Raw genomic sequence first — 11,893 nt, 5'->3', positions numbered from 1 at the left:
ATCATGACGGCGGAAGGCCACCTGCTTTTTTCTATTGCGTGCGCGGTATTTGCCAAAAACGCTGAACTCACCCCCGTGCTGGCACAGGGGGACTGGTGGCATATTGTCCCTTCCGCCGTACTGACCTGTCTGCTGCCCGACATTGACCATCCCAAATCTTTCCTCGGACAGCGCCTGAAGTGGGTGTCGAAACCCATCGCCCGCGCGTTCGGCCACCGGGGGTTTACGCACAGCCTGCTGGCCGTGTTTGGCCTGCTGACGCTTTTCTATTTAAAAGTGCCCGAAAGCTGGATAGTCCCCGCCGATGCGATCCAGGGGATGGTGTTGGGCTATTTAAGCCATATCCTTGCCGATATGCTGACGCCTGCGGGCGTGCCGCTGCTTTGGCCCTGCCGCTGGCGTTTCCGTTTTCCCATCCTCGCACCGCAGAAAGGCAACCAGCTTGAGCGCGTATTGTGCATGGCGCTATTTGCTTACGCCGTCTGGATGCCGCAAACCTTGCCCGAAAACAGTGCAGTTCGCTGGTCATCACAGATGATTAATTCGCTGCAATTTCAGTTCAATCGCTTTATTCATCACCAGATTGAACAGTAAACCGACAAAATTATCCCGTTTGTCATAAACCATTCCATTTGGATATAAGCGCTACATCACACTTCTGCTAACCTTCCGCCAACAGGATCGGTAAAACCGACCCAATAATAAATCAGGAGAACGGGGATGAATTTTCCACTCATCGCGAACGTCGTTGTGTTCGCTGTATTGCTATTGCTTCTCGCGCAGGCGCGCCACAAACAGTGGAGCCTGGCGAAAAAGGTGCTGGTTGGTCTGGCCATGGGTGTCGTATTTGGTCTGGCATTACAGGCAATTTATGGCTCCGATAATCCAGTTCTGAAAGACTCTATTCAGTGGTTCAACATCGTCGGTAACGGCTATGTCCAGCTGCTGCAGATGATCGTTATGCCGCTGGTGTTCGCCTCTATTCTGAGCGCCGTGGCCCGCCTGCATAACGCCACGCAGCTGGGAAAAATCAGCTTCCTGACCATTGGTACGCTGCTGTTCACCACGCTGATTGCCGCGCTGGTGGGTGTGCTGGTCACCAACCTGTTTGGCCTGACCGCAGAAGGTCTGGTTCAGGGTACCGCTGAAACGGCGCGTCTTACCGCGATTCAAACCAACTACGTGGGTAAAGTGGCTGACCTGACCGTGCCGCAGATGGTGCTCTCCTTCATTCCGAAGAACCCGTTTGCTGACCTGACCGGTGCGAGCCCAACCTCGATCATCAGCGTGGTTATTTTCGCCGCGTTCCTGGGCGTAGCGGCGCTGAAGCTGCTGAAAGACGACGCGCCTAAAGGCGAACGCGTGCTGACCGCGATTGATACCCTGCAAAGCTGGGTGATGAAGCTGGTGCGTCTGGTGATGCAGCTGACGCCTTACGGCGTGCTGGCGCTGATGACCAAAGTGGTTGCCGGCTCTAACCTGCAGGACATCATCAAGCTGGGCAGCTTCGTTGTGGCCTCTTATCTGGGCCTGGGCATTATGTTCGTGGTGCACGGCATCCTGCTGGGCGTAAACGGCGTCAGCCCGCTGAAATACTTCCGTAAAGTCTGGCCGGTACTAACCTTTGCCTTCACCAGCCGTTCCAGCGCCGCGTCTATTCCGCTGAACGTGGAAGCGCAAACCCGCCGTCTGGGCGTGCCTGAATCCATCGCCAGCTTCTCTGCCTCCTTTGGTGCCACCATTGGTCAGAACGGCTGTGCGGGTCTGTATCCGGCGATGCTGGCCGTGATGGTCGCCCCTACCGTTGGGATTAACCCGCTGGATCCGGTTTGGATCGCCACGCTGGTCGGGATTGTTACCGTAAGCTCCGCAGGCGTTGCGGGCGTTGGCGGTGGCGCAACCTTCGCCGCGCTGATTGTGCTGCCCGCGCTGGGCCTGCCCGTGACGCTGGTCGCGCTGCTGATCTCCGTTGAGCCGCTGATCGACATGGGCCGTACCGCGCTGAACGTAAGCGGCTCCATGACCGCCGGTACGCTGACCAGCCAGTGGCTGAAGCAGACCGACAAAGCGATTCTGGAAAGTGAAGACGACGCCGAGCTGGCGCACCGTTAATCTCGGTAGAAATAAAAAAACCGCCTGATGGCGGTTTTTTTATAACTGTTATTCTTCAACCTCTTCATCCTGGCGGATCTGCATCGCCCACCGCTGCGCTGACTCCGGCACCGTAAACGTGGGCGAGCGGCGGAAATGTTCGCCGATCAGCACGAAGGCCACGTATTTCCCCCGAAGCTGCCAGACATCGCGAAAACCCTCCACTTTCAGGGCATGGTCAGGCGGCGCGGGCTCAACGCGGGGCACATAGCTAATAACCTGGCGGTTTTGTTGACGAAGAGGTTTCATAAGCGACTGGTTCACTAAAGCAAATTCTTGAAGCAGGAAAATTCTATGATAGCCGATCCTGCTGCCTTCCGTCGCGCTCCGAGTGGGCGAGAAGGCTCCTTTCGTCAATGACGGCATGTGAAAACTCTTAGTTCGCGAGCCATCTCGCGACATTGTTCTATCCTTAATAGGGTTTTTAGCAATGGATAAAGGAGAAGCGTGCAATGTCGAACAAAGATAAAACACATCAATCACCGATTCATGGCACTGAGGAATCTCAACCGGGTATGGACTCTCTCGCCCCTGCTGACGGCTCTCACCGCCCCTCCCCTGGCCCCTCTGCACCGGGCGAACAGCCTACCGCACCGGGAAGCATGAAATCACCGGACGCGGGAAACGAGAAGCTGAAATCGCTTGAGCCGCACCGCAAAGGCGGCGAAGGTTTTGCGCTCACCACCAATCAGGGCGTGCGCATTGCTGACGATCAGAACTCCCTTCGCGCAGGCGCGCGCGGGCCAACCCTGCTGGAAGACTTTATCCTGCGGGAAAAAATCACCCATTTCGACCATGAGCGAATTCCGGAACGCATCGTCCACGCGCGCGGTTCCGCTGCGCACGGCTACTTCCAGCCATACAAGAGCCTGAAAGCGATCACCAAAGCGGATTTCCTTTCCGACCCGGATAAAATTACCCCGGTGTTTGTGCGTTTCTCCACCGTACAGGGCGGCGCGGGTTCGGCAGACACCGTCCGGGATATCCGCGGCTTTGCCACTAAGTTTTATACCGAAGAGGGTATTTTCGATCTGGTGGGCAATAACACCCCAGTGTTCTTCATTCAGGACGCGCATAAATTTCCTGACTTTGTCCATGCGGTAAAACCGGAGCCCCACTGGGCCATACCGCAGGGACAAAGCGCGCACGACACCTTCTGGGACTATGTCTCCCTACAGCCTGAAACCTTACACAACGTGATGTGGGCGATGTCAGACCGCGGCATCCCGCGCAGCTATCGCACCATGGAAGGCTTTGGCATCCATACCTTCCGTCTGATCAACGCCGAGGGGAAAGCCACGTTTGTTCGTTTCCACTGGAAGCCGGTGGCGGGTAAAGCCTCGCTTGTATGGGACGAGGCGCAGAAGCTGACCGGACGAGATCCGGACTTCCATCGCCGCGAGCTGTGGGAGTCCATTGAAGCGGGCGACTTCCCGGAGTACGAGCTGGGTCTGCAGCTCATTCCGGAAGAGGACGAATTTAAGTTTGATTTCGACCTGCTTGACCCGACGAAGCTGATCCCGGAGGAGCTGGTTCCGGTTCAGCTGGTGGGTAAAATGGTGCTCAACCGCAACCCGGATAACTTCTTTGCCGAAAATGAACAGGTCGCGTTTCATCCGGGGCATATCGTCCCGGGGCTGGACTTCACCAACGATCCGCTCCTGCAGGGTCGTTTGTTCTCGTATACCGATACGCAGATCAGCCGTCTTGGCGGGCCGAACTTCCACGAAATCCCGATTAACCGCCCAACCTGCCCGTACCACAATTTCCAGCGCGACGGGATGCACCGTCAGGATATTGATACCAACCCGGCTAACTATGAGCCGAACTCCATCAACGATAACTGGCCGCGCGAAACGCCCCCGGCGCCCAAACGCGGTGGATTCGAATCGTACCAGGAGCGTGTCGACGGCAACAAAATTCGCGAGCGCAGCCCTTCGTTCGGCGAGTATTACGCCCACCCTCGCCTGTTCTGGAACAGCCAGACGCCGATTGAGCAGCAGCACATTATCGGCGGCTTCAGCTTTGAGCTGAGTAAGGTGGTGCGTACCTACATCCGCGAGCGGGTGGTCGATCAGCTGGCGCGCATTGACATTCAGCTCGCCCAGAGCGTTGCGGATAACCTGGGTATTGCGCTGACCGACGAGCAGCGCAACCTTGCCCCGCCGAAAGAGGTTAACGGCGTGAAGAAAGATCCGTCGCTGAGCCTGTATGCCGTGCCGGGTGGCTCGATTAAAGGCCGCGTGGTTGCCATCCTGCTGAACGACAACACCCGCGCCAGCGACGTGCTGGAGATTATGCAGGCGCTGAAGACCCAGGGCGTGCATGCGAAACTGCTTTATTCCCGCATGGGGGAAGTGACCGCCGATGACGGCTCCGTGCTGCCGGTGGCGGCGACCTTTGCCGGGGCGCCATCGCTGACCGTCGATGCGGTGATTGTGCCGTGCGGAGATATAGACAGCCTGCTGAGCAACGGTGACGCGGTGTATTATCTGCTGGAAGCCTACAAGCACCTGAAACCGATCGCGCTGTCCGGCGACGCGCGACGGTTTAAGGCGCAGCTGAAGGTGGCCGATCAGGGTGAGGACGGCATTGTCGAGGGAGACAACGTTGACGATGCCTTTATGACGAAGCTGTTTGATTTGCTCGCCGCGCACCGCGTCTGGTCGCGCAGCAGTAAGATTGACCAAATCCCGGCGTAAAAAATACCCTCACCCCGGCCCTCTCCCACGGGAGAGGGAGAAAACAATAAAACGGTAACCCAGGTTACCGTTTTGCTTTTAACTCGCCACCGGGCTTTATCTCAAAGATCCCCGAACGCCCCCAACCGATACCCGCGCTCGGCAATCGCGTATTTCAGCGACGGCGACGTCAGCACGTCCAGCTCCGCCAGGCGCGGCCAGCAGTAGGCGCTCTTACGTACGGTGTTATCGACAAAAGCAGGATGCGCCATGATCTCCAGCGACCGTTCCCCCCGCGCGCTGGAATCATCCAGCACCTTCAGGAACAGCGCTTCGTCGATCTCGTCGCCGTAAAATGCGCTGCTGAACCCCTCTGTGGTGGTCACGTCGTAGTCGGGCACGCCGAGCGCCTCCCTGTCCACGCGCATCGCCACGCCTTTGCGTTTTGCAAACTCAGCGACAATCGGGAAAATCGCCGGGATCATATGCACGTGGTGATGGCTGTCGATGTGCGTCGGCACCTGGCCAAACACGTCAACAAAGCGGTTGAACTGACACTCCAGCTCGCGGGCAATCTCTTCGAGCGGCAGAACGCCCTGCTCCGCCAGTTCCCAAATCCATTTGCCCAGCTGGCCGTCGCGCGTCAGGCCGGGCATGGGCGAAAGCGGCATCCCGAGCGTCAGCACAAAATGCATGCCGACGCCCAGCTCCGGCACCTCGCGGCTCAGCTGCGCCGCGTGTTCAACCGCCTCACCATTCACCAGTGCCGTGGTCGAGGTCACAACCCCCCGGCGACAGGCTTCAATAATGCCGTAGTTCTGGCCTTTCGAGAGGCCAAAATCATCAGCATTAACGATCAGCAGGTTTTCCATTGTGCGTCCTCTCAGTGGTGTTTGAACTTCAGCTTCTCGATCGTGGCGGCAAAGTTCGGCAACCATTTTTCATGCGCCAGGATCATCTCGCCGGCCAGCTGCTCCGCATCGCGGTCGGAATGCACCAGCGGGCTGAGGTTCAGCGCCAGAAGCACGTCATTGAGCTCGCCGCTCAGCGCCGCGTTGCTTGCCGCCACTTCAAAGCCTTTGATGGTGTGGATCAGGCCCATGACCTTATCATCGAAGTGGGTGATGCGTGGATGCGGTTTAGCACCATCGCGTCCCAGGATGCAGGTCATCTCGACCGCCCAGTCAGCCGGGATATTGTCGATATGGCCGTGGTGCGGCACGTTGACATAGTGCTCCGCCTGCTTGTCGTTGTAGATGGCGTTAATCACCTCGCACGCCGCATCGGAGTAGTAGGCCCCACCGCGCTGCTCCAGCTCTTTCGGTTTGACGTTCAGGTTCGGATCTTTATACAAATCGAACAGCTGCTTCTCGACTTTCTGAACGATCTGCGCGCGCGCGCCGCCCTTATAGTACTCGCCCATTTCGATGGCCAGCATCTCTTTCTGCTTAAAGTAGTAAAGCAGGTAAGAGCACGGCAGCAGGTTCAGCGAGCGGATCAGCCCTTCGCTGAACGGCAGGTCAAAGATGTTTTTCACGGAGGCCGCGGTCAGGCGACCGGAGGCCACGCCGTCGAGGAGTTCGGCAAAGCGCGATTTTCCGTTCACAATGACGTCTTTAATAAACACCATGTGGTTCAGGCCGAACAGGTCGATAGAGAGATCGTCGCTGTCGGTCAGCGCCAGTACGTCACGGATAAACATCTTCATACCGATCGGAATATTACAGACGCCGATAAAGCGTTTGAAGCCGGTATGACGATAGACCGCCTCGGTCACCATCCCGGCCGGGTTAGTGAAGTTAATCACCCACGCGTTCGGGCAGTTCTCCTGCACGTCTTTGACGATGTCAAAAATGACCGGGATGGTACGCAGGCCTTTGAACAGGCCGCCCGCGCCGTTGGTCTCCTGCCCGAGATAACCGTGGCTCAGCGGAATACGCTCGTCCAGCTCGCGCGCTTTCAGCTGGCCGACGCGCAGCTGGGTGGTGACGAAATCCGCATCTTTCAGCGCCAGACGGCGGTCGAGGGTTTTATGCACGGTCAGAGGCACGCCCGCTTTCTCCACCATGCGCTTGCACAGGTCGAAAATAATATTCAGCTTTTCCTGACCTTCCTCAACGTCAACCAGCCATAATTCGCTGACCGGTAATTCATGGTAACGTTTCAAGAAACCTTCAAGTAATTCCGGGGTATAACTGCTGCCGCCACCAATGGTTACGACTTTTAATTTCTTCTGCATAATATCTCCCTTAGCGTATCAGGTTAATCGCCTGCAAGGTATAGCGTACTCTTCCCGCTATTTTGGCAAGCCATTAAAGCAATATTCTTGGCGGATAATCCGCCGAAAGTTAATTAATTACCGTTAAATTCTTCCGGTAACTGTTCGGTGTGAATGAAGTCAATTTCTTAAAGGTCTTAATAAACAGGCTGGGACTGCTGTATCCTGACTCGTACGCAATATCGGTGACAGAGTAGTTGGTAATTTCCAGCTGTTTCTTCGCAAAATTAATGCGGATTTCATTAATAATTTGCACGGGTGTTTTACGATAATAGCGCTGCGTCGCGCGGGTCAGATATTCCTGGGATTTCCCCGACAGTGACACCATATTTTCCAGCGCATTTTCGCTAAACTGACCTTTATCGTGCATCAGCTCAACGGTGCTGCGCAGCCACTGTGGAATATCATCCGTCACCTGTTGCTCCTCACGATGATGGCGCAGCCTGTTCATCACGTAGAAGGTCACCGTTTCAATAAACTCATCAAATTCATTGTCGCGGAAGTTAAGCGAGGCGATAACCGTTTCAATCCAGGTCATGAACTCGTTTTTGACCCGATAGACCTGGGAGGCCACAAAGCAGAACGGCACCAGCGGCAGATAGTGCTTCTCAAAGAAGCGTCTGCTGACGCCCACATTCAGAATACGGGTGGCACCAAATTCGTAAAAGCTCTGGTGATAAGACCCCATCGGCAGGAAGACAAAATCCCCTCGCTCAAGCAGGACGCGCTTACCGTTGATCTCCTGGTAGTAGCGGCCGGTCAGAACAATCGTGAATTCGTAGTAGTCATGCTGGTGCAGACCGCTGGCGCTCTCCGTTTTGTTGTAGATAACCACGTGAAAATTTTTGCCGTTAAACAGCTGCTGTTCAAGTGCGGTTTTAATTTCCATCGTGCTGACCTCCTGCTGCGAAATCCGACTCAGTGCATTTTCTCGTGAAGCTCGATAAGCTCCGCCACCAGCTCACGCGCCAGCATCGAGGTCATCAGGTGATCCTGCGCGTGGACCAGCACCAGGCTGACCTTCATCTTCCCTTCGCCCTGATCGCCTTCAATCAGCTTTGTCTGCACAAGGTGCGCTTCGTTGAGCGCCGTGCGGGACTGGTCCATCATGGTTTTCGCCGCGGCGAAATCCCCCTGCTTGGCCTGCTTCAGTGCGGCATAGGCCAGGCTGCGGGCCTGTCCGGAGTTGATGATAAGCCCCATCACCACTTCTTCGAGATCGTTCTCGACGGCTTCGTCTGCGACAATACTATCCAAATCTAACATTTTTAAGCTCCTTGTGGCTGGCGCGGGCTTCCCCGCGCCGGTCAATCTTAGAATTTCAGTGAGAGGGCAATATCCTCTTCGCTCTCTTCTTCATCAATAATGGTGGCGGCTTTGTTGGCAATCGCCACGAACGGCATGTACAGCAGGGTGGCAATCCCGAGGTTAAATATCGCCAGCAGGAAGGCCGCGACGCTACCGTTGGTGTTGAAGAAGGCGCCCAGGCCCGCCGGCATGGTCCACGGTGCAATGTTGGTGACCGGTGGAATGATGCCCATGTAATAGGCCGTCAGGGTGATCGCAGCCAGCAGCGGCTGAATCAGGATGAACGGAATGAACATTACCGGGTTCATAATGATTGGCAGACCGAACAGAATCGGTTCGTTAATCTGGAAGATGCCTGATGGCAGCGCCAGCTTCGCGACCTGACGGTAGTCAGCACGACGAGAGACAATAAAGACCGCGATGATCAGACCCAAGGTCGCCCCGGTACCGCCCAGGAAGATATAGGAGTCAAGCATTGGCTTCGCCCACACATGGAAGGTTTTACCCGCTGCCAGCGCCGCGTCAACGGAGCCGTACTGCTGGTAAAGCGCAACGTTTTCCAGTGCCCAGGGGGTCATAATCCCGCTGTCCAGCGCGGCCAGTGCCAGTGAACCATGCACGCCAAAGAACCACAGCAGAGAGGTGAAAATCACATACGCCCAACCGACCACACCACCCATCGACGCCAGCGGCGTAGAGATAGAGTCCATGATGATCTGGTGGAAGTTTGTGCCCCAGTGAGAGAGCGCCCAGGCGATAATCCCCATGATGGAGAGAATAATGAAGCCTGGAATCAACGCGGAAAATGAACGAGAAACCGAAGCCGGTACGCTATCCGGCAGGCGGATAACCCAGTTGCGGCGGATAATAAAGGTGAACATTTCTGCCACCACCAGGCCGATAACGATACCGGAGATGATGTTGGCCCCGCCCAGCCAGTTGGCGCCAACGGCGTAGGCTTCACCCACGCTGTAAGGCGTTACGGTCATAAAGGCGGCGACGGATAATAACCCGGCAGCCAGCGGATCCACTTTACGCTCTTCTGCCAGTGCCATCCCAATAAAGAAAGGCGCCATCAGCGACATAATCCCTAACGTACCGTTATAGACGTTGCCGCCAATGGCTTTAAAACCATTAAGGGTTTCAATAGTGGAAGCGTCTAACCTAATTCCTAATGAATAAAAGAAGGAACCTTCACCAAAGCTCAGAAAAACGTTGTTAATTAAAACGAACATGGCCCCGGCCAGCGTCAACGGCATTAATTTAATAAAGCCGTTTTTGATGGCATTAACGTGAGGCTGCTTTCCTATTTTAACAGCAAAAGGAAGGAGTACCTTTTCAAGTGAAGCGATGACTTTACTCATAGGAAAATACCCTTAAATGCCGTAACGCATGTTACGGCGTATTGTGTGTGAAATAACTCTTTGACGGGAAAAATAAAAATTAATTAGCAGCTTTTTTAATGGCTGCCACAGCAGCTTTAAGAACACCTAAACCATCAATTTTGCCGTACAGCCCCGAGTCGATCACTTCGACCGGTTTATTGGGTAACAGTCGTTGAATTTCGGGCAACATATAGGCAATTTGTGGCCCCAGTAAAACAACATCGGCTGTCTGGCCTTTTTCGCCCGCCAGCGTCTCTGGAAACGCTTCAATCACCACAGGGACTTCATACTTTTCAGCCTGCGCACGCATCTTTGACACCAGAAGCGACGTTGACATGCCCGCTGAGCAGAACAGGTAGATATGTTTCTTTTCCATCGTGATTTCCCTCTTATATAACTACCTGCCATCGCGCTATCACTCGACTCGCTGTCCCGTCAGACAGGTAGCTTGCGTACTGTTGTTTATCGTTGGAGTGAGTATACGCAATGGTACAGACAGGGGATAATTCTGGATAGACTCAAATTGTCTCTCATTGACCTGGCTTGTTGACTCCCTTCACATTTCGGGCAAATAATTCGCGCAAAGAAATAAGATTTTCTGATGCATAAAAAAACCGGCCCATGGGCCGGTTTGTTAACATCCTCAGGCAAGCAGGGTTACTGCGCCTTAGGTGCCTGCGGATCGGTGTCGTATTCAGCACAGGTCTGATAGCCGGAGTTGATCACATGACCGGTATCATCCAGGGCGACGAAGTAGGTTTCTGCCTTACCATCACGTTGACCCAGGATATAGGTCTGGCAGGTCCCTTTCGCATGAATCATGGTCACTTCGGAAGAAGGTTTACCGGCAATCGCAGCTACCTGCGAACGGGTCATGCCTTTTTTAACGTCTTTTACTACGGGCTGCGTAAACTGATCCTTGGTGCGATCGTAAGCCGTACACCCTGCCAGCATAGTCAGTACCGCCGCTGCGCTAAGAATTCCTGCTACGTTCTTGTTCATATTCCGTCCTCTTGTTTATCAGCGTGTTATCTAAGCATGGGATAAAAAGTACTATTGTTCAACTTTGTGGATTACGCCAGACGAATTTCGGAAAATTCTAATAAAACAACGATAACCTGCTAAATCGGCGCAAATTAGCGCACTCGAAACTGTGATCCTTGTCGTTTCTCGCCCAAAGGGTTAGTTTTAACAGCTAACACATTCTGTTTATGTACTGCATATGGAGGGCGTGATGGCTCTGCAACAAGAGATTATTCAGGCACTGGGCGCGAAGCCTACGGTAGATGCACATGAAGAGATCCGCCGCAGCGTGGATTTTTTAAAATCGTACTTAAAAAAGAACGCTTTCCTGAAATCCCTGGTGCTGGGCATCAGCGGCGGCCAGGACTCTACCCTGACCGGTAAACTCTGCCAGATGGCGATTTCAGAGCTTCGCGAAGAGACGGGCGATGAGAAACTGCAGTTTATCGCGGTGCGTCTTCCTTATGGCGTACAGGCGGACGAGCAGGATTGCCAGGATGCCATTGCCTTCATTCAGCCTGACCGCGTGCTGACCGTGAATATTAAGGGCTCGGTGCTGGCAAGCGAGCAGGCGCTTCGCGAAGCGGGCATTGAGCTGAGCGATTTTGTTCGCGGCAACGAGAAAGCCCGCGAGCGCATGAAAGCGCAGTACAGCATCGCCGGGATGACCAAAGGCGTTGTCGTCGGCACCGACCATGCGGCAGAAGCGATCACCGGTTTCTTCACCAAATATGGCGACGGCGGCACCGACATTAACCCGATCTTCCGTCTCAACAAGCGTCAGGGTAAGCAGCTGCTGGCCGCGCTGGGCTGTCCTGAGCATCTGTATAAGAAAGCGCCGACAGCGGACCTCGAAGACGATCGCCCTTCCCTGCCGGATGAAGCGGCCCTTGGCGTCACCTATGACAACATTGATGATTATCTGGAAGGCAAAAAGCTGGATGAAGGTACCGCGAAAATCATCGAAGGCTGGTATCTGAAAACCGAGCACAAGCGCCATACGCCCATTACGGTGTTTGACGACTTCTGGAAATAAACGCAAAACGGTAACCCGTTTTCGTAGGCCG

12 protein-coding genes are annotated in these 11,893 nt (G+C 54.8%); 4 read left to right on the top strand and 8 right to left on the bottom strand.

Features of this window, described 5'->3' with window-relative positions:
- Nucleotides 1–3 precede the first annotated feature (3 nt).
- Together UTM25_RS10585 and UTM25_RS10580 are read left to right on the top strand one after the other, a co-directional pair.
- Nucleotides 4–594, top strand: coding sequence for a metal-dependent hydrolase (locus tag UTM25_RS10585; protein WP_014883483.1), 591 nt, complete (start codon nt 4–6; stop codon nt 592–594).
- 126 nt (nt 595–720) lie between these two features.
- Nucleotides 721–2,112, top strand: coding sequence for an L-cystine transporter (locus UTM25_RS10580; RefSeq protein WP_045336125.1), 1,392 nt, complete (start codon nt 721–723; stop codon nt 2,110–2,112).
- 48 nt (nt 2,113–2,160) lie between these two features.
- On the opposite strand, the gene cedA is transcribed toward UTM25_RS10580, so the two are convergent.
- Complete coding sequence (gene cedA / locus UTM25_RS10575) at nt 2,161–2,517, bottom strand: cell division activator CedA (protein WP_262349011.1); 357 nt, start codon at nt 2,515–2,517, stop codon at nt 2,161–2,163.
- 86 nt (nt 2,518–2,603) lie between these two features.
- Here cedA and katE point away from each other — a divergent pair, with 86 nt between their 5' ends.
- Nucleotides 2,604–4,853, top strand: coding sequence for a catalase HPII (gene katE / locus UTM25_RS10570; protein WP_194401055.1), 2,250 nt, complete (start codon nt 2,604–2,606; stop codon nt 4,851–4,853).
- A gap of 101 nt (nt 4,854–4,954) precedes the next feature.
- On the opposite strand, the gene chbG is transcribed toward katE, so the two are convergent.
- The 7 genes from chbG to osmE form a co-directional block, all read right to left on the bottom strand.
- The gene (chbG, locus tag UTM25_RS10565; protein ID WP_194401056.1) at nt 4,955–5,704 is read right to left on the bottom strand and encodes a chitin disaccharide deacetylase; all 750 of its coding nucleotides are present in this window, start codon (nt 5,702–5,704) and stop codon (nt 4,955–4,957) included.
- Between the two features lie 11 nt (nt 5,705–5,715).
- The gene (locus UTM25_RS10560; RefSeq protein ID WP_194401057.1) at nt 5,716–7,071 is read right to left on the bottom strand and encodes a 6-phospho-beta-glucosidase; all 1,356 of its coding nucleotides are present in this window, start codon (nt 7,069–7,071) and stop codon (nt 5,716–5,718) included.
- Nucleotides 7,072–7,180: 109 nt separating this feature from the next.
- Nucleotides 7,181–8,023, bottom strand: a complete 843-nt coding sequence (gene chbR, locus UTM25_RS10555) for a transcriptional regulator ChbR (RefSeq protein WP_071789366.1) — start codon at nt 8,021–8,023, stop codon at nt 7,181–7,183.
- A gap of 5 nt (nt 8,024–8,028) precedes the next feature.
- The gene (gene chbA, locus UTM25_RS10550; RefSeq protein ID WP_023311284.1) at nt 8,029–8,376 is read right to left on the bottom strand and encodes a PTS N,N'-diacetylchitobiose transporter subunit IIA; all 348 of its coding nucleotides are present in this window, start codon (nt 8,374–8,376) and stop codon (nt 8,029–8,031) included.
- A gap of 47 nt (nt 8,377–8,423) precedes the next feature.
- Nucleotides 8,424–9,782, bottom strand: coding sequence for a PTS N,N'-diacetylchitobiose transporter subunit IIC (gene chbC, locus UTM25_RS10545; RefSeq protein WP_023311283.1), 1,359 nt, complete (start codon nt 9,780–9,782; stop codon nt 8,424–8,426).
- Between the two features lie 79 nt (nt 9,783–9,861).
- Entirely contained in the window at nt 9,862–10,179 is a 318-nt protein-coding gene (gene chbB / locus UTM25_RS10540; protein ID WP_008500676.1) for a PTS N,N'-diacetylchitobiose transporter subunit IIB, read from the bottom strand.
- A gap of 281 nt (nt 10,180–10,460) precedes the next feature.
- Nucleotides 10,461–10,805 (bottom strand): osmotically-inducible lipoprotein OsmE, encoded by a 345-nt coding sequence (gene osmE / locus UTM25_RS10535; RefSeq protein ID WP_010430142.1) that lies wholly within the window; start codon nt 10,803–10,805, stop codon nt 10,461–10,463.
- Nucleotides 10,806–11,037: 232 nt separating this feature from the next.
- Between osmE and nadE the strand changes: the two genes are divergently transcribed.
- The gene (gene nadE, locus UTM25_RS10530) at nt 11,038–11,862 is read left to right on the top strand and encodes an ammonia-dependent NAD(+) synthetase (RefSeq protein ID WP_063440261.1); all 825 of its coding nucleotides are present in this window, start codon (nt 11,038–11,040) and stop codon (nt 11,860–11,862) included.
- The last annotated feature ends 31 nt before the right edge of the window (nt 11,863–11,893 follow it).

Origin of the sequence: Enterobacter sp. 61D5, from assembly GCF_034107965.1 — a bacterium.
Classification (GTDB): domain Bacteria; phylum Pseudomonadota; class Gammaproteobacteria; order Enterobacterales; family Enterobacteriaceae; genus Enterobacter; species Enterobacter cloacae_M.
Note: the sequence above shows the minus strand (reverse complement) of the source record. Positions and strands in the feature narration are given on the sequence as shown.

What these genes read in the sequence shown, in the direction of transcription:
- chbA (WP_023311284.1), bottom strand. Translation starts at nt 8,376, where the DNA reads ATGTTAGATTTGGATAGTATTGTCGCAGACGAAGCCGTCGAGAACGAT.
- UTM25_RS10560 (WP_194401057.1), bottom strand. Translation starts at nt 7,071, where the DNA reads ATGCAGAAGAAATTAAAAGTCGTAACCATTGGTGGCGGCAGCAGTTAT.
- osmE (WP_010430142.1), bottom strand. Translation starts at nt 10,805, where the DNA reads ATGAACAAGAACGTAGCAGGAATTCTTAGCGCAGCGGCGGTACTGACT.
- UTM25_RS10585 (WP_014883483.1), top strand. Translation starts at nt 4, where the DNA reads ATGACGGCGGAAGGCCACCTGCTTTTTTCTATTGCGTGCGCGGTATTT.
- UTM25_RS10580 (WP_045336125.1), top strand. Translation starts at nt 721, where the DNA reads ATGAATTTTCCACTCATCGCGAACGTCGTTGTGTTCGCTGTATTGCTA.
- cedA (WP_262349011.1), bottom strand. Translation starts at nt 2,517, where the DNA reads ATGCCGTCATTGACGAAAGGAGCCTTCTCGCCCACTCGGAGCGCGACG.
- nadE (WP_063440261.1), top strand. Translation starts at nt 11,038, where the DNA reads ATGGCTCTGCAACAAGAGATTATTCAGGCACTGGGCGCGAAGCCTACG.
- chbC (WP_023311283.1), bottom strand. Translation starts at nt 9,782, where the DNA reads ATGAGTAAAGTCATCGCTTCACTTGAAAAGGTACTCCTTCCTTTTGCT.
- chbG (WP_194401056.1), bottom strand. Translation starts at nt 5,704, where the DNA reads ATGGAAAACCTGCTGATCGTTAATGCTGATGATTTTGGCCTCTCGAAA.
- katE (WP_194401055.1), top strand. Translation starts at nt 2,604, where the DNA reads ATGTCGAACAAAGATAAAACACATCAATCACCGATTCATGGCACTGAG.
- chbB (WP_008500676.1), bottom strand. Translation starts at nt 10,179, where the DNA reads ATGGAAAAGAAACATATCTACCTGTTCTGCTCAGCGGGCATGTCAACG.